General features: G+C 66.6%; 14 protein-coding genes and 1 pseudogene. All 15 read left to right on the top strand.

Features of this window, described 5'->3' with window-relative positions; translation table 11 throughout:
• Window positions 1-1,350, top strand: a complete 1,350-nt coding sequence (murD, locus tag G335_RS0105805) for a UDP-N-acetylmuramoyl-L-alanine--D-glutamate ligase (RefSeq protein WP_018176145.1) — start codon at window positions 1-3, stop codon at window positions 1,348-1,350.
• Complete coding sequence (gene ftsW, locus G335_RS0105800; RefSeq protein ID WP_018144467.1) at window positions 1,347-2,552, top strand: putative lipid II flippase FtsW; 1,206 nt, start codon at window positions 1,347-1,349, stop codon at window positions 2,550-2,552. Before murD ends, ftsW begins: the two co-directional genes overlap by 4 nt.
• The gene (gene murG / locus G335_RS0105795) at window positions 2,549-3,643 is read left to right on the top strand and encodes an undecaprenyldiphospho-muramoylpentapeptide beta-N-acetylglucosaminyltransferase (RefSeq protein WP_018176144.1); all 1,095 of its coding nucleotides are present in this window, start codon (window positions 2,549-2,551) and stop codon (window positions 3,641-3,643) included. Before ftsW ends, murG begins: the two co-directional genes overlap by 4 nt.
• Entirely contained in the window at window positions 3,640-5,070 is a 1,431-nt protein-coding gene (murC, locus tag G335_RS0105790; protein WP_018168227.1) for a UDP-N-acetylmuramate--L-alanine ligase, read from the top strand. Before murG ends, murC begins: the two co-directional genes overlap by 4 nt.
• Window positions 5,067-6,029 carry a UDP-N-acetylmuramate dehydrogenase gene (gene murB, locus G335_RS0105785; protein ID WP_018176143.1) on the top strand — a complete coding sequence of 321 codons (963 nt, stop codon included), beginning with the start codon at window positions 5,067-5,069 and terminating at the stop codon, window positions 6,027-6,029. Before murC ends, murB begins: the two co-directional genes overlap by 4 nt.
• Window positions 6,026-6,964 (top strand): D-alanine--D-alanine ligase, encoded by a 939-nt coding sequence (locus G335_RS0105780; RefSeq protein ID WP_018168225.1) that lies wholly within the window; start codon window positions 6,026-6,028, stop codon window positions 6,962-6,964. The genes murB and G335_RS0105780 overlap by 4 nt, the downstream gene beginning before the upstream one ends.
• 65 nt (window positions 6,965-7,029) lie before the next feature.
• Entirely contained in the window at window positions 7,030-7,752 is a 723-nt protein-coding gene (locus tag G335_RS0105775) for a cell division protein FtsQ/DivIB (RefSeq protein ID WP_018168224.1), read from the top strand.
• Between the two features lie 23 nt (window positions 7,753-7,775).
• A pseudogene (ftsA, locus tag G335_RS13525) lies at window positions 7,776-8,996 on the top strand (cell division protein FtsA); the annotation flags it as partial.
• A gap of 841 nt (window positions 8,997-9,837) precedes the next feature.
• Entirely contained in the window at window positions 9,838-10,269 is a 432-nt protein-coding gene (locus tag G335_RS14345; protein ID WP_231368456.1) for a hypothetical protein, read from the top strand.
• Between the two features lie 112 nt (window positions 10,270-10,381).
• Window positions 10,382-10,759, top strand: coding sequence for a hypothetical protein (locus tag G335_RS13515; RefSeq protein WP_155986710.1), 378 nt, complete (start codon window positions 10,382-10,384; stop codon window positions 10,757-10,759).
• A 562-nt stretch (window positions 10,760-11,321) separates the two neighbouring features.
• Window positions 11,322-11,738, top strand: coding sequence for a hypothetical protein (locus tag G335_RS13510; protein ID WP_018176138.1), 417 nt, complete (start codon window positions 11,322-11,324; stop codon window positions 11,736-11,738).
• Between the two features lie 989 nt (window positions 11,739-12,727).
• A complete protein-coding gene (locus G335_RS14475) occupies window positions 12,728-14,512 on the top strand; it encodes a hypothetical protein (RefSeq protein ID WP_081623052.1) in 1,785 nt (594 codons plus the stop codon).
• Window positions 14,513-15,178: 666 nt separating this feature from the next.
• A complete protein-coding gene (locus tag G335_RS14470) occupies window positions 15,179-16,954 on the top strand; it encodes a bifunctional ornithine acetyltransferase/N-acetylglutamate synthase (protein ID WP_369773006.1) in 1,776 nt (591 codons plus the stop codon).
• Complete coding sequence (locus tag G335_RS13505; protein ID WP_196802241.1) at window positions 16,854-17,984, top strand: thiamine monophosphate synthase; 1,131 nt, start codon at window positions 16,854-16,856, stop codon at window positions 17,982-17,984. The genes G335_RS14470 and G335_RS13505 overlap by 101 nt, the downstream gene beginning before the upstream one ends.
• Window positions 17,985-23,802: 5,818 nt before the next feature.
• Window positions 23,803-24,119: GTP-binding protein (locus tag G335_RS13630; RefSeq protein WP_018176133.1), on the top strand; the 317-nt coding region annotated here is incomplete at its 3' end.

Below are 24,119 nucleotides of genomic sequence, written 5' to 3'. Positions count from 1 at the left end.
ATGACGCGAACCGGCGACAACAACCTGATCGTGGGCCTGGGGGCGACCGGCGTGTCGGTTGCCCGCTTCCTGCGTGCGCAGGGTGAGCCGTTCGCGATCACCGATACCCGCGTGGCGCCGGCCGCGCTGGAGACCGAGGGTGCCAAGGCCTGGCTGGCCGATGCCTGGGTCGGGCCGCTGGATCGACTGGACGCCTCGGGCTTTGCCCGCATCATCGTCTCGCCCGGGGTCGCACTGGAGCACCCGGTCCTGCAACGGGCGCGTGCCGCCGGTGCCCGCCTGACCGGAGACATCGACCTGTTCGCCGAGCAGGCGGGCACCCCAGTCATCGCGATTACCGGCTCCAACGGAAAGAGCACGGTGACCGCGCTGGTCGGCGAGTTGCTGCGCGCCGCCGGCCTGCGGGTGGCGGTGGGTGGTAACTACGGCACCCCGGCGCTGGACCTGCTGGAGCAGGCCCCGGACCTGTACGTGCTGGAGCTGTCCAGTTTCCAGCTGGAGCGCAGCGACATGTTGGCGCCAGCGGCCGCCGCCATCCTGAATATCTCGCCTGATCACCTGGATCGCTACGCCGATCTGGATGCGTATGTGCGTGCGAAGGCCCGCATCCTGGATCGCGCCGGGCGTGGTGTGTTGAACCGCGAGGACGCCTGGCTGCGCGAGATCGCCCTGCCGCCGGGTCTGAAGGTGATCTCCTTCGGTCTCGATGCGCCGGCCGGCCCGGACGATTTCGGGGTGCGCCCGTCCAGCGCGGATGCTCCGGACCTGGTGCGCGGTGACCAGGTCCTTCTCTCGACCGGCCATCTGCGTCTGCGCGGGCAGCACAACTGGGCCAACGCCCTGGCCGCGCTTGCCCTGGTCTGGCCGTGGCTGGAGGCGGGCGAGCCGCGCGCACGCGCCATGGCGGCCCTGGCCGACTTCGCTGGTCTGCCGCATCGCTCGCAGTGGATTGCCGAAGTGGGCGGTGTCGCCTATATCAATGACTCCAAGGGCACCAATGTCGGCGCGACCCTGGCGGCCCTGCGCGGTACGCCCGGGCCGCTGGTGCTGATTGCGGGCGGGCAGGGCAAGGGGCAGGACTTTACGCCGCTGGCCGATTACGTCCCGGGCAAGGTCCGTGGTGTGGTGTTGCTCGGCGAGGACGCGCCAATGATCGCCCGTGCCCTGGCCTCCGTGGTTCCGGTCCAGCGCGTGGACGACATGGCCGCCGCGGTTGCGCAGGCCGCTGCCTGGGCGGAACCGGGGGATACCGTCCTGCTGTCGCCCGGTTGCGCCAGCCTGGACATGTACCCGAACTATCAGGCGCGCGGCGACCACTTCGCGCACGCGGTCCGGGAGCTGGCAGCATGAGTATCTCCAGCACCCGCCTCGGACTCCCGGATCGCGGCCTGGTCGCCGGCCTGCGCGACCACGTGGACCTGCCCCTGCTGGCCGTCGCGGCGATCCTGCTGGGCATCGGCCTGGTGATGGTCGCGTCCGCCTCCATGGGGCTGGGCGAGCGTTATTTCGGCAACACCTGGCACTTCTTCCAGCGCCAGGTCATCTTCGCCGCCATCGGGCTTGCGGTGGCGACCTTCCTCTGGGTGGTCCCGCTGGCGCGCTGGGAACGCGCCGGGCCGTGGCTGCTGATCCTGGTGATGGCGTTGCTGATCGCAGTGCTGATCCCGGGCGTCGGGCGCACGGTCAACGGTGCGACCCGCTGGATCCCGCTGGGGATGTTCAACCTGCAGGTCGCCGAGATGGTGAAGCTGCTGGTGGTGATGTACCTCGCCGGCTACATCGTGCGTCACTATTCGACGCTCCGCTTGCACTTCCTCGGTTTTATCCGCCCGCTGATCGTTCTTGGGGTGGGCACCATCCTGCTGTTGCTGCAGCCGGACTTCGGCGGCGCCGCGATCATGCTGGCGATTGGCATGGGCATGCTGTTTCTGGCCGGTGCGAAGCTTTGGCAGTTCGCCGCGCTGGCGGGCACCATCGCGGCGGGGATGGCGGTCGTCGCGGTCGCGGCGCCTTACCGCGTGGCGCGCCTGACGGCCTTCCTCGATCCCTGGCAGGATCCATTCGCCACCGGTTTCCAGCTGACCCAGTCGCTGATCGCGATCGGTTCCGGCGGCTGGTTCGGGGCCGGGCTCGGCAACAGTGTGCAGAAGCTCTTTTACCTCCCCGAGGCGCACAACGACTTCCTGTTCGCGGTGTTTGCCGAGGAGTTCGGCTTCGTCGGTGTGGTGGCCCTCATCGCGCTGTTCGGAGTCCTGGTCTGGCGCTGCATTCAGATCGGTTTGTACGCCGAGCGCGCAGGGCACGCCTTCGGCTCGCATCTGGCCTTTGGCGTGGCCATCTGGATGGGCCTGCAGGCGTTCCTGAACCTCGCGGTGAACATGGGGCTGCTTCCGACCAAGGGCCTGACCCTGCCGTTTCTCAGTTACGGCGGCAGTTCGCTGATCGTCTCGCTGGCGGCTATCGGCCTGGTGATGCGCGTGTACCGCGAGGCCCAGGTGCCGGCCCCGCGCGCCGCACCCCCGGCGCGCCGCCGGCGTGGGGGTGCCGCATGAGGGCCCCGCGCATCCTGATCATGGCCGGCGGCACCGGGGGCCATGTGTTCCCGGGCCTGGCAGTGGCCACCCTGCTGCGGGAACGCGGTGCCGAGGTGCGCTGGCTGGGCACGGCCCGCGGCGTGGAATCGCGGCTGGTGCCGGCGGCCGGGATCGAGCTGCATACGCTTCCAATCGCCGGCATCCGCGGCAAGGGCCTGGTCGGGCTAGCACTCGCACCCTGGCGGCTCGGCATTTCGCTGTGGGCCGCCCTGGGTCTGATAACGCGTCTGCGCCCGGATGCCGTGATTGGCTTTGGTGGGTTTGCCGCCGGCCCCGGGGGACTAATGGCGGCCGCCATGGGCCGGCCGCTGGCAATCCACGAACAGAACGCTGTGGCCGGTCTGACCAATCGCTGGCTGGCGAAGGTGGCGGACCGGGTCTATGCCGGCTTCGAGCACAGCTTCCCCGAGCGGGTGGCGGTCACGGTGGTGGGCAACCCGGTGCGCGCCGCGATTGCGGAACTCCCGGCGCCGGAGGCGCGCTTCGACGAGCGCGAGGGCGCCCTGAACCTCCTCGTCCTGGGCGGCAGCCTGGGCGCCCGGTCGCTCAACCGCACGCTGCCCGCCGGGCTGGCGCGCGTGGCCGTGGAGCAGCCGCTGAACATCCGTCACCAGGCGGGCGAGCGCACCCTCGACGAGGCCCAGGCCGCCTATGCGGAGGCAGGTCTGGAGGCGGAGATCAGCGCCTTTATCGAAGACATGGCCGCGGCCTATGCCTGGGCGGACCTGGTGATCTGCCGCGCCGGCGCGCTCACCGTGGCCGAGGTGGCCGCGGCCGGCGTGCCGGCGATCTTCGTGCCCTATCCACATGCGGTGGACGATCATCAAACCGCGAATGCCGAGGCCCTGGTGCAATCCGGTGCCGCCTGGCGGGTCGCGGATGCCGAGCTGGACGCTCAGCGGGTCTACGAGCTGGTCGCCCCGCTGGACCGCGAGGCCCTGCGCTCGCGTGCCCTGCTGGCCCGCGCACAGGCCCGCCCCGACACCGCACGGCGCCTGGCCGATGCCTGCATGGAAATGGCGGGCGTCCGCCGGGAGGGATCGTCATGAACGCCCCGCGCCTGCCACGCCATGCGATGCGTCGTATCCGCCGGATCCATTGTGTGGGGATCGGGGGATCCGGCATGAGCGGGATCGCCGAGGTCCTGCATCAACTGGGATATCAGGTCTCGGGATCCGATCTCGGGCAGTCGGCGATGGTCGAACGCCTGAAGGGCATGGGCATCCCGGTGGTGGCGGCCCATACCGAATCGAACGTGGCCGATGCCGACGTGCTGGTGGTTTCCAGTGCGATCAATCCGAGCAACCCCGAGGTCCAGGAGGCGCGTCGGCGCGGCATCCCGATCGTGCGCCGCGCCGAGATGCTGGCCGAACTGATGCGCTTTCGCTATGGCATCGCGGTCGCCGGGACCCATGGCAAGACCACGACCACCAGCCTGGTCGCCAGTGTGCTGGCGGAGGCCGGGATGGACCCGACGTTTGTGATTGGCGGACGCCTGAACAGCACGGCGAGCCACTCGAATCTCGGCGCCGGGGACTATCTGGTGGCCGAGGCCGACGAGAGTGACGCCTCGTTCCTGCATCTGCAGCCGATGATCAGCATCGTGACCAATATCGATGCGGATCACCTGGGGACCTATGGCAACGACTTCGGCCAGCTGCGCGCGACCTTCCTGGAATTCCTGCACCACCTGCCGTTCTACGGCATTGCCGTGTTGTGCGCCGACGACCCGCAGGTGCGTGATCTGTACCCGGAACTGGAGCGCCCGCGCCTGACCTACGGCATCGAACAGGACGCCGACGTGCGCGCCCTGAATGTGCGCCAGGAAGGCGTGCGCATGTACTTCGACCTCGCGTTGCCCGGTCAGGCTGCGTTCCCGGTGACGCTGAACCTGCCCGGGCGCCACAACGTGCTCAATGCCCTGGCGGCGGCGGCTGTCGCGCACGAGCTGGAGGTCGCCCCCGAGGCGATCCAGGCCGCGCTGGCGCGCTTCCAGGGTATTGGGCGGCGCTTCCAGGTGCAGGAGCTGCGGACCGCACAGGGGGCCCTGACCCTGGTCGACGACTATGGCCATCACCCGCGCGAGATTGCTGCCACTCAGGCGGCCGCGCGCGATGCCTGGCCGGGCCGCCGCCGGATCACCATCTTCCAGCCGCATCGTTATACCCGCACGCGTGATCTGTTCGAGGACTTCGCCGAGGCCCTGTCCGAGACCGATGTCCTGATCCTGCTCGAGGTGTATGCCGCCGGGGAGGACCCGATCCCCAGCGCCGATGGCCGCAGCCTGGCGCGCGCCATTCGTCTGCGCGGGCGGGTGGAGCCGGTGTTTGTCGAGCGCGCAGAGGATGTGATCGGTGTGCTCGCGGGGATGCTGCGGCCGGACGATGTCGTGCTCGCCCAGGGTGCCGGCGATATTGGCCGTCTGGCCGGGCTGCTCCCGCAGCAGCTGGGGACCGCCGGCGAGGAGGAATCATGATGGCCGCCCGCGTTGTGGACTCGTCGATGACTCCGTTCGCGCAGGCAACGCGTGGCCGGTTGCAGGCGCAGGTTCCGCTGGCCGGGCTGACCTCCTGGCGCGTAGGCGGCCCGGCCGACTGGCTGTTCCAGCCGGCGGACCTTGACGACCTGGTCGCTGCCCTGCGCGATCACGCTACCCACGCGCCGCAGATGCCCGTGACCTTCCTCGGCCTGGGCAGCAACGTCCTCATTCGTGACGGCGGGCTGGACGGCCTGGTCGTGCATCTTTCCGGAGTGCTGAACGAACGCCGGCGCCTGGACGGCGATCGCCTGCTGCTTGGGGCGGGGTTGGCCTGCGCCCAGGCCGCGCGTTTCGGGGCCCGCGAGGGGCTGGTCGGGGCCGAGTTCCTGGCCGGCATCCCCGGGACCGTGGGTGGCGCGCTGCGGATGAACGCCGGCGCCTGGGGTGGCGAGATCTGGCCACTGGTGGAGGCGGTCTCCACGGTGGATGCGCGCGGCGAACTGCATACCCGCACTCCCGCGGACTACACGATCGGCTACCGCAGTGTCCACGGCCCCGAGGCGGAGTGGTTCACCGGCTGCGTGTTGCAGCTGGCCGCGGGTGACCCTGACGTCGGGACCCGGCGCATCCGCGAGTTGCTGCGCGAACGATCCGCGAAGCAGCCGCTGGGGTTGCCGTCCTGCGGGTCGGTGTTCCGCAACCCGGAGGGCGATCACGCCGCGCGCCTGGTCGAGGCCGCCGGTCTGAAGGGACTGCGCCACGGGGCGGCGGAGATCTCCCCCAAGCACGCGAATTTCATCACCCACGACGGCAGCGCGCGCGCCGCCGATATCGAATGGTTGCTGCGTCATGCACAGGACGAGGTGCAGCGGCAGTTCGGGGTGCACCTGGAGCCCGAGGTCCGGGTCCTGGGCCGGCCAGGGGCTACGCACGAGGCAAGCGAGGGAACGGCATGAGCAAGCGAAGTGCACAAGATTATGGCCGTGTCGCGGTCCTGATGGGTGGCTGGTCTGGCGAGCGCGAGGTCTCGCTGCACAGTGGTCAGGCGGTGCTGGCGGCACTGCAGCGCCAGGGCGTCGATGCCCATCCCCTGGACCTGACTCGCGAGACGGCTCGCTGCCTGGCCCTGGAGAACTTCGACCGCGTCTTCATCGTGCTCCACGGGGAGTGCGGCGAGGACGGGACCCTGCAGGGCTGTCTGGACATGGCGGGCATGCCCTACACCGGGACCGGAGTGCTCGGTTCCGCATTGGGCATGGACAAGCTGGCCTGCAAGCGGCTGTGGGCGGGGAGCAATCTGCCGAGCGCCCCCTATCGTCTGCTCACGCCGGGGTTCGACCCCGACGCGGTGGCCGATGCACTGGGCCTGCCATTGATCGTGAAGCCCGCGCGCGGCGGCTCCAGCCTGGGGATCACACGGGTGGATCGGGTGGCCGATCTGCCGGCCGCCTTCGAGGCCGCGCGGCTGCAGCCGGGGCAGGTGTTCGCGGAGCAGTGGATCAGCGGACGCGAGTACACCGTCGCGATTCTCGGCAACGAGCCGTTGCCGGTGGTGGAGATTCGCACCCCGGGCGGTTTCTACGATTACCACGCCAAGTACGAGGCCGACGATACCGGCTACATCTGCCCGCCGCCGCTGGATTCCAGCGCGTTGCTGGAGTTGCAGTCCATGGCCATCGCCGCCTTCGCGACGCTGGAGGGTTGCGGCTGGGGACGAGTGGACATCCTGCAGGACGAACATGGCGAGAACTTCCTGATCGAGGTGAACACGATCCCGGGCATGACCGACCACTCGCTTGTGCCCAAGGCTGCCGCGCAGGCGGGCATCGACTTCGACGAGCTGTGCCTGCGCATCCTCGATTCCAGTTTCGAGTGTGGAGGACTGCGTTGAACGCACGCCGCACAACGCGACCCGCGCGCCGCCCGCAGGCGCGGGGACCGTCGCCGCTGCGCCGGATGGCCGGCCCGGGGCTGCGCCTGATGTCGGGCATGGGGCTGGCCGCGGTGCTGGTGCTGGGCGCGCTGGCCTGGTTGCAGTTCGACCCGGATGCCTGGTTGCCGATCGAGCATGTCGAGGTGACCGGCAATCCGCAGCATGCGGATGTCGCGGCGGTGCACGAGATGGTCCGGACCCATGCGCCGGGCTTCATCGGTGTCGAGCTCGAGCGCCTGCGCGTTGCGCTTGAGGGCCAGCCGTGGGTGGACGCGGTGCGCCTGCGGCGTCAGTGGCCGGACACCCTCGTGGTGGAGATTCACGAGCCGGTGCCGGTGGCGCAGTGGGGCGAGGACCATCTGGTCGATCGCCACGGGCGCCTGTTTGGCCCGGTGGCGCTGGATGACTGGGAGGGCCTGCCGGCACTCGCCGGGACCGACGGGCGCCAGGTGGTGCTGATGCATCGCTACCTGGAGGTCTCCGCACGCCTGGCCGATGCCGGGCTCGAGGTCGCCGGTCTCGAAGAGGGCGAACGCCACGACTGGACCATCCACCTGGCGGACGGCGTACGCGTGCTGATGGGGCGCGATGCCGATCTGGCACGACTGGGGCAACTGGTCCGCGCGGCCCCGGCGATTCGCGACTATCGCGAGGCCCCGGTGGAACGGATCGACCTGCGTTACCCCCACGGGCTGGCCGTGGCCTGGGCGGATGCGGCGGAAGACGGTGCGGGGAACGCCCGATGACACGAACGACAGGACGCAGAAAGATGATGGCAAAGAAGTCGGAACCCGGTCTGATCGTCGGCCTGGACGTCGGGACCTCGAAGATCGAGGCGGTGGTCGGGGAGCTGACCGAGGAAGGCGAGATCGAGATCATCGGCATCGGCTCCTCGCCCTCGCGCGGGTTGAAGAAGGGTGTGGTGGTGAACATCGAGTCCACCGTCCAGTCGATCCAGCGCGCGGTGGAGGAGGCCGAGCTGATGGCCGGGTGCGAGATCCACTCGGTCTATACCGGGATCGCCGGCTCGCACATCAAGAGCTACAACTCCACCGGCGTGGTCGCGATCAAGGACGGCGAGGTGGTCGCAGGCGATGTCGACCGGGTGATCGACGCCGCGCGCGCCATCGCCATCCCGGCCGACCAGCGCATCCTTCACGTACTGCCGCAGGAATACATCATCGACGAGCAGGAGGGCATTCGCGAGCCGATCGGGATGTCCGGGGTGCGGCTGGAGGCCAAGGTGCATCTGGTCACCGGGGCGGTCTCCGCTGCCCAGAACATCGTCAAGTGCGTGGAGCGCTGCGGACTGCGGGTCGACGACATCATCCTCGAGCAGCTCGCCTCCAGTTACTCGGTCCTCAGCGAGGACGAGAAGGATCTGGGCGTGTGTCTGGTGGATGTCGGCGGTGGCACCACGGACATCGCGGTGTTTGCCCACGGCGCGATCATGCACACCGCGGTGATCCCGATCGCCGGCGATCAGGTCACCAACGACATCGCGGTCGCGCTGCGCACACCGACCCAGTACGCCGAAGAACTCAAGTTTCCGTGCTCCTTCGGTTTGCGCTGGCTGGCGGTTTGGGGTTTGCGCTTCGCGGTGGCGGGTGTGGTGTGTGGGGCGGCGTGGTGTCTGTGGTGCTCGAGTGTTGCCTTCGTGGTGTTGCCGGGTTGCGCGGGATTGTTGGCGCTGGTTGCGTCGTCTCTGGGGTTTGTTTGTTGTGGATTCGTTTTTTCGGCCGGTGTGTTGCTTGGCGGCGGTTCGTTTTGCATGGCCGGTGTTTTGGGGTTCGCGTCCGTGGTGTTTTGCCTTCTTGTAGGTGTGGGGGTGCCGGGGTGCTTCGTCTTGCTGCTTGATGTTTTGGAGCATCCGGTCGTGGTTGCTGGGGTGGGGCTGTTGGTGTCCGTGGGGGTGTTGCTTGCGGGGGTGGTGGGCTTGTCTTTGTTCCGGGGGTTCTCGGGTGTGTTTGGGGTCCTGGGGCTGTTTTTTTTCGTAGGGTTCTGCTTCTGGGTCGCGCTGACTTTTTGGAGGGGGGGCCGGTTTGCGGGCTTTATGGGGGTCGCGCGCAGTTTGTTTCGTACGCTGGTGTGGCGCGGCCGCGTTGATGCGGTTCGGACTGCTGTGCTCGTCTTTGCCGTCGTGGTCGTTGTGGGTGTTCTGCTTTGGTTGCTGGGGCTGTTCCTGGGTTGGGGCCTTGGTCGGTTCGTCGGTTGAGGGGGTGGATTTTCTCTGTGGCACTACGGTTGTCCGTGGTCTGGGGATTCTGGGTTTTCGGGGGCTGGTTGAAGTGGTCGGTGGCGTCGCGCATGGCGTGTTTGGGGGTGCGGGTCCGTTTTTGGGTGGTGCTGGTGCCCTGGGGGGTGGTGGTCGCGTTGAGGGCCTGCTGGAGGGGGCCGAGTTGGTGTTCGTTCTTGCCGGGCTGTGTGGTGGTTCGGGTGGCGGTGCCGGGCGGGTGGTGGCGTCTCTTGCCGGGGGTGTGGCGCTTGTTCGGGTTGCTGTGTTGCCCCGGGGGTTGTCGTTCGCGGGTCAGCGCCGCGTGCGGGTGGGGGTTTCTGGGGTGCATGCGGTGAGGTGCCGGGTCGCTTCGTTGGTCGGTGTTGTTCGCGGTGGGCTGGTTGGTGTGCTTGGTCGGTGGCCCGTTCTGCTGTTTGCCTTGCGTGGTGGCGGCGGTGTGCTGTTCGGTGCGTTGTCTGGTCTTGGCGGTTTGGTTTTTCGGGCGGTCGTGGTCCGTGTCGCTTTCGTTGCCGTGCGTCGCGTGATGCTGGGGCTGGGCATGGTGATGATGTGTTCCTGTGGGGGCCGTGGGGCGTTCGGTGCGGGGGGGGTCGTCGTGGCCGCGATTGTGGGCGCGTTTCTGGAGGTTCTGGTTGTGTCTGGGGCGGGCGGCCTGCTGGTGCCCGTGGGCGGGGGGCTGGGTGTGGGCGTCGTGGAGTTCGTGGAGTTCTGCGAGGCGTTCAAGGCCCTGGCCTCGGAGGTTGCGCCTGTTGTTGTGGTTCCGGTGGTGGTCCCCGTGTTGGCGGATGGGCTGTTGGTGTTCCTTGTGGCGACGGGGCTTGGGGCGGTCGTGCTGCAGTCGGCGGGGGGGCTTGTGTGCGTTTTCGGTGCGCCGCCGACGAGGGCGGTCGGCTCCGTTGTGGGCGTCGAGCTGGATGAGCTTGCGGTGACGCGTGGCGGGGGTGTGACCGTGGCTGTTGTCTATGCTGCGGTGCGTGGCATTGCTGTGCTTGCTCTTCGTGTGTTCCTGGGTGTGGAGGGTGTCTGAGATGGGGGGTCTTTGCAGGGGTATGGGGGTCTTTCGCTAGTGGGTTGATCGTTGTGTGCTTTATGCGGTCGGGGGGGCCTTTGCTCTCCTTCTTGGCTTTCCTGAGGGCGAGTTGCTCGATTCGTTGGTCGTTGCCGTGACGCTCGGGGTGGGCCTTCGGGCGTCCGGCGTGGTGGTGCGTGGTTGCGCCGTGTTGGTGCTTGGCCTTGGTCCGGCTGTGGTGGTTGCCGTGTTTGTGTTGGGTGGGTGCGCTGTTGCTGCGTCGGTGGCGGTTGGCGCTTTTGTCGGCATTGTCGGCGTCGCGGGGCTGTTGACGGCGGTGGTGATTGGCTTCGTCGTGGTTTTGGCCTTGGCGGATTTGCTGTGGGTGGTTGGCGGGTTGGGCCTGGTTCTCGTGCCTGTCGGTGTGATGGCGGCCGCGGTGGTCGTCATGGTGGGCCGTGCTGTTGCCTTCGTGTTTCTGCTTGCGTCGGGTGGTCTGGTGGGGTAGGGCGCGGCCAAGGGTTTCATTGTGGTCTGGCGTATTGTGGCGGTCGGTTTGGACGCGAATTGGGTTCGCTTTGATCTTTACGCGGTGTTGGCGGTCGTTTTGTGTATGGATTTGGCGCCCTCGATGTTTCCGTACGTCAGGGCGGTGGTCGTGTTGGCGTTCTTGTGTCCGTGCTTCGTGGTGGATGTGTGGTGTTTGGGGCTCTTCGGGTTCATGTGCGGTTTTTGGTCGGTTGTGGCGCATGCGGTGGGGCTTGGCGGCCGGCTGGCGCCGGGCTTGGTGGTCGGTGTTTATACTCTCGTCTGCGCGGATGGTGTGCGCTGCTTCAGGGAGTTGGTGCGGCGGGAGCTCCTCGGTGTGGTGTTGGCCCTGTTTCTGGTTGGTCTCCGGGTGGTCTTTGTGTTGGCTGGTCACCGTTGCTTTGATTCTCTGCGCCACGAGGTGGTTTGTCTGGTCGTTGGCTACGGTTGCTGCTTGGGGGCGTTGCGCTTTGGGGGCGGGGTCGCGGGGTTTCTGGTTTGCTTCGGTGAGCTGGCTTCGTCTGCAGGGGGGTGCTCTCGGGGTGTATCTGCTGTTGGTGGGTGAGGGTCTGTCCGTGGGTGTTCTTTGGGGTCCTGGTTTCGCGTGCGTGGCGTTCGAGGTGGCGGGTCCGCTGGTGGTTGTGTTTGGTGCTGGGGGTCTTGGCTCGGCTGCGGGGGTGGTGATGCGGTTTGTCGCGGCGCTCGATTCGCTTGGTGTGCTGGTGGTGTCGTTTGGTGTTGGTCTGCTGGGTGCGTATGTTTTCGATCGCCTCGCGGGCCTGGGGACGCGTGGTGTTGCGCTGTTGGCGCTGCTGGCCACGCTGTTGGGTGGGCTGGCCGCGTTTGGCGGTGCTGTGGACGAGGTTGTGTTCGCGCTTGTTGGTCGCGTTTCGGCCATCCTTGATGGGGTTGCGGCCGCGTGCCTCGCGGTTCCGTTCTGCTTCTGGGTCGTGTCTTGAGTGCGTTGGGGCTTGGCGGGTTATGAGGTTGGTAATTGGCTGTTTCGTCATCGGCTGTCTTGGGCGGTCTGGGGCGGATGGCGTTCGTGGAGTTTGTTGCCGTTGTTCGTGCTATGTCCGGGTGGTTTTTGTTGTCGTCTTCTGTTGTTGTTGGTGGCGCTGGGGGTGCCGCTGGTGGTGCTGCTGGTGCTGGTGGCGTTTGTGACGGGTTCGCTGTCGTGGTGTCGCGCTTGGGCGGTGGTCAGGTTGGCGTTCTCCAGGTCGTTGGTTGCGTTCGTGGTGTGGGTGTGCGGGCGGGCGGGGGCATGTTCGGGTTTGTGCTGGCTGGTTTGCCGTGTGGTGGTGCTGGGGCGGCGGCTGAGGCGGTTGGGTCTGCGCTTGCGGTCGGTTGGGGCCTCGTTGGGGTTGGGTGTGGCGGCGCTTGCGCCTGTTGTTTTCGTGTAGGTCGGGCCGCTGTTGGGCTGGCGGGGTTTTGGTCTGGAGCTTCATGCTGTGTTGGTGGGTGTTTTGTCGCTGGTTGTTCGTCTCGGCTCCGCGGTGGGGCCTGTCGGTTCGTTGTTCCGCCAGGAGGCGTCTCGGGAGGGCCTTTGGGCGGCGTTTCGTGCTGTTGGGGGTGCCGTCTGTGTTGGCTCGGCGTTTGGTTTTCTCTCGGGCTTTTTTGCCGGGGGCCGGCGCTTCCGCTGGGGGGTGTCTTTTGGGGGTGGGTGCGGCTTTTCCGTCGGTTTTGCGGGTGGTGGGTTGTTGGTGTTCTGTGGCGGTCGGGTCTGTTAGGTCTCGCTTGTGGGGATCGCTGTTGGCGGTGGCTTGATTCCGGGTTCGTGGCGTGACGTGTGCGTCCTGGTTGCGTGTGGTCTTGGGGTTGGTGCTGGCGGGGTGGTCGGGCCCGTGGGGTTCCCCGGTGGTGCGGGCGGTCCCGGCGTGGGCTGTGTGGTTGTGGGCGCTGGCGCTGCTGTGCGTGCCTGTCATTTTTTTCATGATCGGTACTGATCGTGTGCTGTTGTTGTTGTTGCCGCGGTGGCCTGGCGTGTTGTTCGTCTGTTGGCCGGGGCGTTTCCCTGGCGGTTCGTTTATCCTGGTTTGTTTTGCGCGCATTCTTTCGTATCGCGGTTGTTGGGTCGCTTTTGCGTTCGATTTTCGGTAGTGGGTCTTCTTGCGTCTTGACGGTCTCCGCCCGCTGGGTGGGTCGCTTCTGTTGCGTGGCCTGGTTCTGGGTGGCGTTGTGGTCGTCCGCGCTTTTTTCGAATTCACTGGGCTTCCCGTGGCGGCTGGGGGCGGGGGGGTGTCTGTGGTCGCTGCTGGCGTGGGCGTTGGGGGTGTGTTGCTCGATGTTTGCGCTGGTGCTGGGGTTGTTGTCGTTGGCGGTCGGGTTGTTCGGCGGTGTGGTTTTCGGGGGCTGTCGCATGGCGGCGTTGCGCCCGTGTGGGTGCCGGACGCTTGTCTGGTGGGTGGGTTGCTGTCTCAGTGCGTTGTGGGTGGGTGGCGTGGGTGTGTTGTCGGTGATGGCCTTGCTGGCCTGCCGCGGTGGGTGCTGGATGGGGTGGGTGTCGCGGGCGTTGGGTCTGTGGGTCGGATTTGTGCCTAGGTCTGGGGGTCTGGTGGTTGCTTGTGGGTTCTGTTTCTTTTGGCTGGGGTCCCGCGCCGGCTGGGGGGGGTTGTCTCGGTTTCGTGCGTGGTGCGGGCGGGCGGGCTGTGGCGCCGGTATTCGGTGGGGCACGTGTTCTGCGTTCTGTTTTTCTTGTCTGCTCGCTACGATGTGTTTGTCGTGGGCTGGGTGCGTTTCGCGCGCCGTGTGGTTTGCGGTGGTGGCGGGGGTGGGGTCGTTCTTTCTCGGGGAGGCGTGGTGGCTGTTGTTCATGTGCTGCTTGAGCTGCGTCAGGTCCGCGGTCTTCGCGCTGCTGTCGACCATCTGGGCCCCGGTGGCCTGTGCGGCGTGGGCGGGGTGGGGGGGTGCCTGTTTCGTCTTGGCGTGGTGCGTGTCGGTCTTGCTGTGCGGGGGGGTTTCCGCGTCGGCGGGAGCGCTGGTGTGCTGGGGCGGGTTGTTGTCGGCGTCCCGGCGGTTGTCGGCGTGTTCGAGGATTTCTTTGGTTCCTGCCCTGTGTGGGGGTTTGTGTGCCCGCGCGCTGTTCTGTCGGGGTTTCGGCTCTCTGGTCGTCTCTCGGCCGTTGGTGCTGGTGGACTTGTTTGCGGGCGTGCTGGTTTGTGGGTGGGGGTGGTGGGCGGGGCTGCTTCCGGTGGTGTGTGCCCGGTCGGGGGTTCGGATGGCGCGCGCGTCGGTGTGGTTGGCTTGGTTGCCGTTTCTGCCCTCTTTCCGCGTTTCGGCTTCGTTGGGAGGCCTTATCGGTAGGTCGGATAGGGCGGGGTGCGCGTTGCGGTCGTTTTCTTGTCTGGGATTGGTGGTGGTCCGTGGGTGCTCGCCGCTGGTGCGGGGGGGCTTGCCGGGGCTGGTCTTCTTGGCGCTGGCGTCGTGTTCTGCCGTCATCATGAGGGGTTTCCGGTGTTGTGTGGGTCGCGGTTCCCGTGTCTTGGTGTGTCGGGGCTGGGTGTCGTGTTGGTGGCGGCTGGGTTGCTGGCTTTCGTGGAGCGTGATGTTGTTCGCGGTGTTGTGCTGGGCGCGGCCCTGGCGTGTGGGGGCGTTCCTTGCCTGGGGGGGTCGCCGGCGGTGGTTGGTGCTGGTATCGAGCGTGGCGTGGCGTTGTACTGCTGTTGTGCTGTGGTGGGCGCTGGCTGCGGTACTGTGGGCTGTGTGGCCGGCGGTCGTGTGGTGGTCGGTGTGAATGCGGGCGGACTGGTCGGCGGGTCGTGGGGCGTTGATCTCTGCCGGTTGTCTGCGTATTCTTGTTTCCGCGCGCCCTGCTTCGTGACGGATCGTCCCCTGGTTGCGGTGGGGGTCGGGCTGGCCGGGTGTGGCGGGCTTGCGGCTGTTTTTTCTGTGGCTGTGGGCGAGCTTGCTGTGGGTGTTTGCATGCTGGTGTGTTTGCTGCCTTGTGCTGGGTCTGGGTTTGAGGGCTGGCTTGTGGTTTGGGAGCGCGTGGTTCTGGCGGGTCGTTGCGCCCGGGTCGCGCTCGGTGGGGTCGCCTGTGTTGGTTGTGCGCCCGCGGTTGGTGGGGTAGGGCTCCGTGGGGATTTCTCGGCGGTGTGTGATTTGTTGCTGGCGTGGCTGGTTGCTTCCGGCGTGGTCTATGTGGGGGCCGATGTGCACCTTGGTGGCGTCTTTGTTGGCCGGGTTGCTCCGCCGGTCGATGCCGCGGTGATGGCTGGAGGGCGGCTGGTGCGTGCGGTGTTTGGCGCGGGGGCTTCGGGGGTGGTTGGGGCTTGCCTTTGTGTTCCGTCCGTGGTTGGGGGGCGGGTGCTCGCTGTGCGTGTTTTCGTTGGGGGCGGTGTTGATCGGGCCTGCCGGGGCGGTTCTGTCGCGGCCGCGGGTGTCGCTGGTTTGCGGGAGGATGTGCCGGCTGCGGTGCGCCTTTATGCTGCTGGTTTTTGCGCGCGCGTGGAGGGGCTGCTTGTCAGCGATGGCGTCGCTGGTGGCGGGTATTGGGTTGGTTGTGTCTGCCCGGTGCCCCCGGAGTCTTTGGTGGGGGTGTGCCGCGTTCGGTGTTTTGCGGTCCGTGTTGGGGCGGATGCGGTCCGCCGTGGTGTGGTTGCTGTTGGTCGTGCGATTGCGGTTCCGGGCGGGGGTTTCGGGATTGCGTTCGAGGACGGGGGGGCCCGGCTGGGCTGGTGTGCCGTTCTGGCGCCAGGCGTGCGGCAGCTGGTTGAGGTCTGGGTGGGCGTGTGACGCCGCGTGGCGCGGGGCGGTTGGGTGGGGGGTGGCCCCGTGCCGACGGGCGTGGTCTCGGTTGTGGTGCCGTGAGCGGTGCTGGTGTTGTTCGGGGACGGTGTTCCGGTCTTGGTGGTGCTGGCTGTGTTGGGCGTGTGCTCGCGTGTGCGTGTGGTTGAGGTGCTGGGAGTGGCTGTGGGTTGTGCGGGGGGTTGTCTTGGTCGCGGTCTCGGCCGGGTTTTGGTGTCGCGGGCGGGGCTCTCTGGTGTTGGTGGGTTCCTGGCCCGGCTCTACCGTTGCGGCGCTTTCTAGGTGGACTTCGTTTCGCTGTGGGCCGGTGGTGTTTTCCGCGTGTGCCGCGGCGTGGGGGGTGGCGTGCTGGTTGCTGCTCCGGTGTTGTACTGCGCCTGCGGGGCCGGGTTCGCGGGGGTTCTGCGTCTGGCGGACCTGCTGGGAGGGGGTGGGGGCGGTTTGTGGGGCGGGGGCGGCGGGGGTGGTTTCGTTTTCCCGGTGGGTGTTTGGTGCGTGGCTGTGGTTGGGCTGCATCATCTGGTCGCTGCCCGTGTTGCTGGGGGTTCTGGCGGCCCGTGTTTGGTTGTCGGCGGGCCGCGGTTTGGTGGCCAGTGGCAGTTTGGTGGTGGGTGTTTGGGGTCGGTTGGGGTTTTGGCAGTGGGGGGTTACGGTGCCGGGTATCGCTTGGGGTTCGTGGTTGCTGTGCCGGGGGATGGCGTGCATGGTGGCGTTTATCTGTACCGGCCTTTCGTTGGCGGTGCGGGCGCTGTGGGGTCTGCTGTGCGCGGGTCGTTGCGCGTGCTTCTGCGGGATCTCCGTGGGCTGGGCTTCCTTCTCGAGCTCGGGCGTGGTTGTTCTTGTCCGTTGCGCTTGTGGTGCGGGGGTGGTCAGCGCGGCGGTCGGGGTCGCGTTTGTGGGGGCTGTGGATGCGGTCTGTCTTGAGTTTGTTCAGGCGATCGTCCGGGCTGGCGGGGTTGGCTGCGATTTGGTTCGGTTTTGGGTGGTGGGTGCGGGTTCGTTTGTGGTGGTTTGGCGGGTTGCCGAGGCCGTCGCGCTTTCCTTGCTGGTCGTTCCTGCGGTGTTGTGCTGGGCTGTTCTTTGGGGCGGTCTTCTGGCGGGTGTGGGGCTCGGCGTGGTTGTGGGTCTGGTGCTCGCGCGTGTGGCGTTGTGTGTTGGTGTGGTCGAGGTTGTGCGTGGCGGTGGGCGTGCCCCGGGTTCGGCGGGGGCGGATGGGCCGTGTGGCTTTGGCGTCGCGGGTTTCCCCCTTCTGGTCGCTGTGGGGCTTGGTGTCGCGTGTTGGCGTGCTTCTCGCTGTGACTTTTCCGGCGATTGCGTGGGTCTTGTTGTTGGATTCCTTTCTTGTGCCGGCTTCTTGCTTTCCGGTGGTGGTGGCGCTCGGGCTGCTGCGCGACGAGGAGTGTCTCGTGGTGGTTGCGGGTCGCGGTGACGCGTTCCCCGTGGTGGTGGTGTGGGAGTTTGTGGTGGGCCTGTTGGAGGGCGTGGATCTGCCGGCGGTGGCTCTGCAGCTTGGCCTGGACGTGGCGGTTGGCGTTTGCGTGGCTTCGGTGGTTCGGTTTGTGACGCTGGTGCAGGTGTTTGGGGCGTTCGTGGTTTGTGTGCATGTGTTGGGGTTGATGGTCTTGTCGGTTGTGCCGGTTGTGCGGGCGGCCCTGCGTCTGGTGTTGCGTGTGGCTGTGGGCCTGTTTGCGGCGTCTTTCCTGGCTGCTCTTTGCCGGCTGGTGATCGTCTTGCGCCTGCGTGTGCGTTGTTTGCTGGCGCTGTCTGCGGCGGACGTCGTGGTGGGCGCTGCCATGGGCGTGCTGGTGGCGTCGGTGGTGGGTGTGGTGGAGGCTGGCCTTGTTGGGGTTGGTGTGCCGGGTTTGGGCCGGGTCGCGTTTGGGTCCTTTGTCGCGGTGATCACGGGGCCGGCGGGTGGCTTGGGCCTGCCGGTGCTGGGGAATGGTGTCGCGTATTGGGTTGGGTCTTTTCTGGTGGTGGGGTTGCCTCTGCGCGTGCGGCGTTGGGGTGTGCTGGATGGGCTTGCGGTGTCGGTTTTCTGGGTGTTCGTCTTGGTGCAGGTGCGTGGCGGTGTTGTGGGGGCGGCGGTCCTGGGGGTGGATTTGGTGGTGGTGGGGGCGGTTCCGGCGGTCTGGGCTCTTCTGGGTGCGGTGGTGCTGGGGTGGGGGGTTTTGGTGGACTGGGTGCGGGGTGTGGCGCTGCTGGTTTTTGCGGTGTTCGGGCTGTTTTTGGTCGGCGTGCCGGGGGTGCGGGTGGCCGGGGTGGTTTGTGTTGCGTTCATTGGGGGCTTGGTGGGTTGCCTGCTGGCCTTGCAGGTGCCGCTGTCGCTGGCTGCGCTGGTGGAGGCGCGGAGGCTGATGGTGTCGTCTACCTGCGTGGTTTCGGGGGGTTCTGGGGAGTCGCTGGTGGTGCCGTCGCGGGCTGTTGTGCTTTGGCTCTCGTCGCTGTTTTGCGGGTAGGTGCCCGGGGCGGGGTCGGGCGTGACGTTGGTCGGTTTGGATGCGTTGGCGGTCTCGTGCTTGCGCTCGCTGTTGGCTTTGTCGGCGGTCGTTGGCTTGGGGTTTGGCGAGTGGCTGGTGTAGGTCGGCGCGTGGGCGGTCGTGTCGTCCCTGGTGTTGGGGGGTTGGGTGGGTTGCGGGATCCTGTCGGTGCTCGTGTGCTTGGGTTTGGCGTTCGAGTTGTTGTAGCTCGGGCTGTCGAAGTCGGCGGTCTCGGGGGTGATGGCCCTGTGCTGTCGCCGGCTGGGTCTGAAGTCTCTGGTGGTGTTGGGGTGCTCGCTGGTGTCGGCGTGTTTCTCCTGGTCCTCGTGTGCCGGCTTCTGTTTCTGCGTGGTCTCGCTGGTGCTCTCGGCCTCGATGCCGGGGTTGTTGGCGGGTGGGGTCGGGTTGGTTGTGTGGCTCTCGATCTCGTCCGTCTGCTGTCTCTTGATGTCTGGCGGGGTTTCCAAGGCGTTGGTGTCTATCTGGTCGCCCTGTGCTTCGTGGTTCTCGAAGGCCCTGCTGGAGTGGCTTGGCTCGGCGAAGGTTGTGTTCAGGGCCTGCGGGCGGGTCGGGCGGCGTTCGTTTTCCTGGATCTTTTTTTTGGCGGTCTGGGGTTGGCTTGGGTCGGCTGCGTTGGTTCGTCGGCTTGGCGGCGTGTGTTGGTTGATGGCCTTGCGGGGTGTCTGGTTTTTGGGGGGGGGTTTTCCGGCGGCGTTCGGCTGGTGTTTGCCCGTTTTGGCGTGGTTGTTTTGCGTTCTGGTCGCTGGTTCGGGGGTTGGGGATCCGGCGTTTGTTCGGTCTTGCTGGTGTTGCTTTCCCCGTGTCGTGGTGGCTGTGTGGGGTTCTTTTGTGGTTCGCGGGTGGGCTTTCGGTCGGCGGTGGTGCGTGCATCTGGCTGGGTTCCTCGTGGGTTGTGTTGTGGTGGCTCGGTTTGGCGCCCGCGTGCTTGGTCGGACCGCTGCTGTCGGTGTGCTTCGCCCGGGTGGGGTTGCGGTATTGCTGCCTGGGGTGTGGTTTCTGGTCGCGGGGCTGGTGGTTTTTCTGTATGGGGCTTCGGTGGCGGGTGTGCTGGTGCGTTCCGGGCTTGGCTTTGGGCCGGGTCGGGGCATTTGTGGCTGGTGCTGTGGGCGTGGTCTGGGTGGTGGCGGGGATGTCGTCTGCGGGGGGGCCGTGGGTGTCCTCTGGGCGCGTTGGGTTGGTGTGCTGGGTTCTGGGGTTCGGGTTTGTGGGTTTCGTCTTGGCGTGGCGGTGCGCCGTGGCTTGCGGGTCGGTGTGCTCCGGGTGTCTTGCTGCGGTTGTTTCCGTCTGTGTGTCCTGCTGGCGGTCTGCCGTTGGGCTGGCACCCTTGTGGGGGTTTGGGGGTCGGGCGCTCTTGGTGTGATCTCCGCTCGGGGTCGCGGGCGGGGGCGCTATAGGGTTCGCTCTGGCTCGGTGTTTTGGGTTCGCGTCCGCGCTGCCGTCTCAGCGGGCTCGGGAGTCGCGCGCTGGGCTGTGCGTCCGGTTGCGGTCTTCCCGGCGGTGGCTGGTAGCCTGGGCCTGGGGGCCTTGGTGGCGGCCGTTTGGGTTCCCCGGGGGCCCTGTGCTTTTTGCGGGTTGTCGTGCGGCGTGGTTGTGGGTTCGGCGATCCGGTCTGGTGCGGGGCCGGATCTGCGCTCGCGGGTGACTGTGGTTGGGTGCGGGTGCCGGGGGTTTTGCCTCGCGGGGCGCGCCATGCCCGCGGCGTGGTTGGTTGCTGGGGGTGTGGTGTTGTCCGTGGATGGCTCCGGGCGGGTGGGGTTGGTTGGGGTGTTTGGCCGTGTGCCGGTGGCGTGGTGCTAGCGGGGTGCCGTTGCCGGTGGTTTGCCGCGTGTGGCCGCGTTGTTCGTGGCTCGGCTTCGGGATGCTGCGGCGTTGTTGGGGTGGCTCTCGGGGGGCGTGTCCTTCGGCGGGGCGGGCAGGTGCGAGTGGGGTCTTTTTCTCGCGCCGGGCTCGGGTGCTGGGGTTGCGGTGATGGTTCGCGCGGTGGGTTCCGTTCGCGTGTTTGGCGGTGGTCGTTTGGCGCGTGGTGGGGTCTTGGTGGCGGGTGGGTTTGCTCTTCGTGTTCTCGTCTGTCTGGGCGGCGTGCGCTCCCTGGGTTCGTGCCGGTTCCGGTCGGTCGCGGGCGTTTCCCGTCTCCCGGGTGTGCCGATCCGCGCCGTTGGGCTCGGGTTTCTGGTCGGCTCGCTTATGTGCCCTGTGCCCTTTGGGGGCTGGGGCGGTACCTGGTTCTTCGCCGGGGGCCGGGTGGCTCGCCTTGGGGTGCTGTGGTCGGCGGCTCCGGTGGGTTGGGCCGGGTGTCCGGGGCGTTGTGGGCGTGTTCTTCTTGGCATTCCGCGGGTTTCGCTGGTGTTGGATTCGTTGATCTGTGTTGCTTGCTTCTCGGGGCCCTCTGGCGTGCTCTGTTGGGGCTCGCGGCGGTGTTGGGGTTGGGCTCTTGGCGTTGTGCGGGGGCCTGTGTTTGTTGGCGGCTTGGTCGGGTGGGTTCGGGGTCTCGGGTGTTGCCGGTGGCGTCGGCGCCCGCGGTCAGTGGATCTGCCCGCGTTCGCGCGGGTGGGGGCGTGGTCGGCGGTGTTCGCGGACTGCGGGCGGTGTCGGCCTTGCGCGGGTTCGGGGGGAGAGGGGTGGGCTTGAGGCGTCTGATGTTGAGGCTCCGGGGGGCGGGTGTTAGCCTTCGGCTGGCTTGACCGTCGGGTCTTGGGGTGGGGCTGTTGTTCTTTTTGGTGTCGGAGCACGGGTTTTGTGTGCACTCTGAGCGGTTTGGTACGCTGGGGGTGCATGCGGGGCGTTGGGCAGCGCGGCGTGTCGGCGGTGCCTGGTTCTGCGGGGCCGCGTGGGTTCTGCGGCTGTGTGTCCCCGCGCTCGCGGCCGCAGCCGCTGTGGGCGGTTCGCACGGTTGCTTGTTTGTGTTTGCCTTCCGGGTCTGGGTTTTTTCGTTGTATGTGTGGGGCTTGTCCCGCCGTGTCTGGGGTGTCGGTGGTTGTTCTTCGTGGTGGCCGTGTTTGGTGTCTCGGTGGTGTCCGTTTCTTGGGTGTTTGGGGCGGGCTTGGGCCCCCGTGTGTGCGGCCTCGCCTTCTGGGTTGGTTTTCGTGCGGCGCTCGGGGTTCGCGGTCTTCTCGTTGCTGCGTGCTCCGGTCTGGGAGGTGTGCCCTGTGTGGACGCGGGGCTGCCGCCTCGTGTTCCTTTGTCGCCGGCCGTAGGTTCTGTCTGGGGGGCCTGGCTTCTTTTTTCCACCGGGTGGTGGGTGCTTTGGCTTCTTGCGTCTCTTGATGGGTTTTGTGTGGTTCTTTGGCCGCTCTGGAGTGGCCGTGGGGTGGTTGTCTGGGTGCGTTTGGCCGTTGCTTGGGGCGCCTTTGTTGTTGTGTCGTTGTGAGGTGTCGCTGGTTTGGTGGTGGGCCCTCCCCGTTTCCGGTTGTAGTTGGTTCGGTGTGTCGGTTTGGGCTGTCGTTGTTGTTGGTGGTCTTGGCTTCCTGGAGGCTGGTCGGGCGCGCCATTGCTTTGACGCTGGCGGGGGGTCTGATGTCCTCGTTGGCTTGCTTTTGTTCTTGTTTTGCGAGGTGCGTGGAGTTTTAGCGCTTGGGGGTGGCGCGCTGGGTGTTGTCTCTGTTGGGCTTGTCCTGGTGGTTTCGCGGGGGTCCCTTTTGGCCGTTGGTGCCTTGTTCGGCGCTCCCGGCGTGTTGGGATCCGCGCGCGTTTTGGCTGTGGGCGTCGGTCGAGGCTTGCTTGCGTCGTGTTTTTTCCGGGTGTTTTTCCGGTTCTTTGCGGTTTGGGTGCCGGCGTCGCGCCGGTGGCTTGGCTGTGGTCGGCGGGGTCGCGGGGGCTCTGTTTTACGTTGGCGGGGCCCTGTTGGTTCTGGTGGTGCGTGTCTGCGGGGTTTGGTTGGTATGGAGTGTGGATCGTCGATGGTGCCGGGTCTGTGGCGTTTTGCTTGGGGTTTGGGCGTTTTCTGGGTGTGGTCTTTGGCGGGGTCTTGTTGTGTTGGGGTGTTGGCGGTGTGCCGCGGGCATCGGGGTGGGTCTGGTGTGAGGCACCTTCGTGTTGCTTTTGGCGTGTTTGGTTCGTGGCCTGTTTGTTTCGGGCGGGTGTTGCTTTGTTGCGTTTTTGTGGTCGGCTGTGTTCGGGGTTGCGGGCCCGGTGTGTGGCGATCCGGTTTTCGCTTGGCGGGTGGGGCCGGTTCCCGGGTTTGTTCGGTCTGGTCGGGTTGGCGGCTTTCTGTTGGGCTGTTTCTGATTTTGGTCTTAGCTTCGCTTATCGGTGCCTCTCGGCTGGCTTGTGGGCTGGAGGCTGCGCGTGGCGCTCTTCTCTGCTTGAGGCGTCGGCCGGGGCGAGCGACGAGCTTCTGTCGCGGTGGTTCGCGGCGGGTTCTGTTTGCTGGGCCGGTGTTGCGTCGGGCGTGGTTCGGCGGTGTCTCTGGGTGGCGTTTGTTTGGCTGGTGTGGTGTTGCGCGTTGCCGGGGAATTGGGTTGGTGGGCTGCTTGGTGCGGTTGTCGGTTACTTGGGCTGTGCGGGGGGGGTTCCTTCTCTCAGGGGTGTGGGTGGGTGTCCGGCGGCTTGGGTTTGCTGGCGTGCGTCGGGCGCTTGTTGCTTCGCGGCTTTGGCGTTGCGTCTTCTGCGCGCTCGGTGTTTTGGTTGGCTTCCTTTTGTTCGTGTTTGTTGGGTTGTGTTGTCGGCCGGTGGCTGGGTTCTTCGTCCGGGTCGTCCCTGCGGGGCGCGGCTTGGTTGTGTGCTGTGTCTGTCCTGCGGTTGCGGTTGTGTGGTTCGGGCGGTGCGTGCTGGCGGGGTCTGCGGGTTGGTCGGTTTGACTGGTCTTTGTCGCGGTGGTTGGTTGTGTGGTCGGCGTGGCTGTGTCGGCGTTTGCCGCGTGGCGTTCGTGGCGGGGGTTGTTTCTTTTGGGTTCGCTTCTCGTTGCGGTGCTGCTTGGGCAGCGGTTGGTCTTGGGCTGTCCCCGGTTGGGCTGGCGGGTGCGTGCTTTCCTGTGCGTCGGGCTGGAGCGTGCGGTCTTCCGCTCCTTTGGGGTTTGTGGGAGGTCGGTTTCTCGGTGGTGTTTGCTGGGATTGGGCTTGCTTTCCCGGTTGGGGGGCGCTTTGGTCCGCGCTCGGTGGGGTCTCGCGCGGGCGTTTGGCCGGCGGTGGTGGCGGCGGTGCCGTTTTTGTGTTCGTCGTGTGGTTGTGGGTATTCTGGCCTCGTGTTGGTGCGCCTTGTGCGTGTGTCCGCGGGTGGCGGGTACCGGTTTGCGAGGGCGCTGGTGGGCGGTTTGTTGCCTCCGGTCTTCGTCCTGGCGGTTGCCAATGGTGTGGCTGTGGTTCTGTCCCTTGGTGTGTTCTTCGGGTGTTGGTTGGCGGTCTTGTTGGTGCTGGTTTTGGATGGGTGGTTTGATGGCGTTGGGTTCCCCGAGCTGTCGTTGGGGGTTGCGTGTTCCTTTGCTTTCTCGGCCTTCGGGGTTTCGGCTGGTGCTGTGTTTCTTGTGGGGTTTTTGAAGGTCGCGGTGGGAAGCGGCGGGTGGTGCGTGGGGGCCGTGTTGTGCGGGTTTAGTTGCCTTGTTGGCCTTGTGCCTTGCATGGTGGTGGTGTGGGTTCGGTCGCTGTTGCGGGCTGCGGTTTTGGTGTGCGCGATGTTGGGCTAGTCGCTGGCGTTGGTTTGGCTGATTTAGGTTCGTGGGTCGTGCTCTTTGTTGTTCGGGAAGTGGTCCGCGGTTCGCGTGCGGTTCTGCGCTGCGTTTTCCTGTCAGGGTTCCTGCTGCGTCGTTGTTGTTTTTTGGCGTCACTGTCCGGGGGTTTGAGCTGTGTCCAAGGAAAAGTTCGAGCGTAAGAAGCCGCATGTGAATGTGGGTACGATTGGTCATGTGGACCATGGGAAAACGACGCTGACGGCGGCGATGACGGCGGTGCTGGGCAAGAAGTACGGTAGTGAAGCCCGTGCATTTGACCAGATCGACAACGCGCCGGAAGAGAAGGCGCGCGGTATTACGATTGCGACCGCGCACGTCGAGTACGAATCCGACCTTCGTCACTATGCGCACGTCGATTGCCCCGGTCACGCGGACTACGTGAAGAACATGATCACGGGTGCGGCGCAGATGGATGGCGCGATCCTGGTGGT

It is taken from the genome of Thioalkalivibrio sp. AKL8 (assembly GCF_000380525.1).
Lineage (GTDB): Bacteria > Pseudomonadota > Gammaproteobacteria > Ectothiorhodospirales > Ectothiorhodospiraceae > Thioalkalivibrio > Thioalkalivibrio versutus.
The sequence above is the reverse complement of the archived record's forward strand: the minus strand, read 5'-3'. Positions and strand labels throughout refer to the sequence as shown.

What these genes read in the sequence shown, in the direction of transcription:
- murD (WP_018176145.1), top strand. Translation starts at nt 1, where the DNA reads ATGACGCGAACCGGCGACAACAACCTGATCGTGGGCCTGGGGGCGACC.
- ftsW (WP_018144467.1), top strand. Translation starts at nt 1,347, where the DNA reads ATGAGTATCTCCAGCACCCGCCTCGGACTCCCGGATCGCGGCCTGGTC.
- murG (WP_018176144.1), top strand. Translation starts at nt 2,549, where the DNA reads ATGAGGGCCCCGCGCATCCTGATCATGGCCGGCGGCACCGGGGGCCAT.
- murC (WP_018168227.1), top strand. Translation starts at nt 3,640, where the DNA reads ATGAACGCCCCGCGCCTGCCACGCCATGCGATGCGTCGTATCCGCCGG.
- murB (WP_018176143.1), top strand. Translation starts at nt 5,067, where the DNA reads ATGATGGCCGCCCGCGTTGTGGACTCGTCGATGACTCCGTTCGCGCAG.
- G335_RS0105780 (WP_018168225.1), top strand. Translation starts at nt 6,026, where the DNA reads ATGAGCAAGCGAAGTGCACAAGATTATGGCCGTGTCGCGGTCCTGATG.
- G335_RS0105775 (WP_018168224.1), top strand. Translation starts at nt 7,030, where the DNA reads ATGGCCGGCCCGGGGCTGCGCCTGATGTCGGGCATGGGGCTGGCCGCG.
- G335_RS14470 (WP_369773006.1), top strand. Translation starts at nt 15,179, where the DNA reads ATGTGCCGGCTGCGGTGCGCCTTTATGCTGCTGGTTTTTGCGCGCGCG.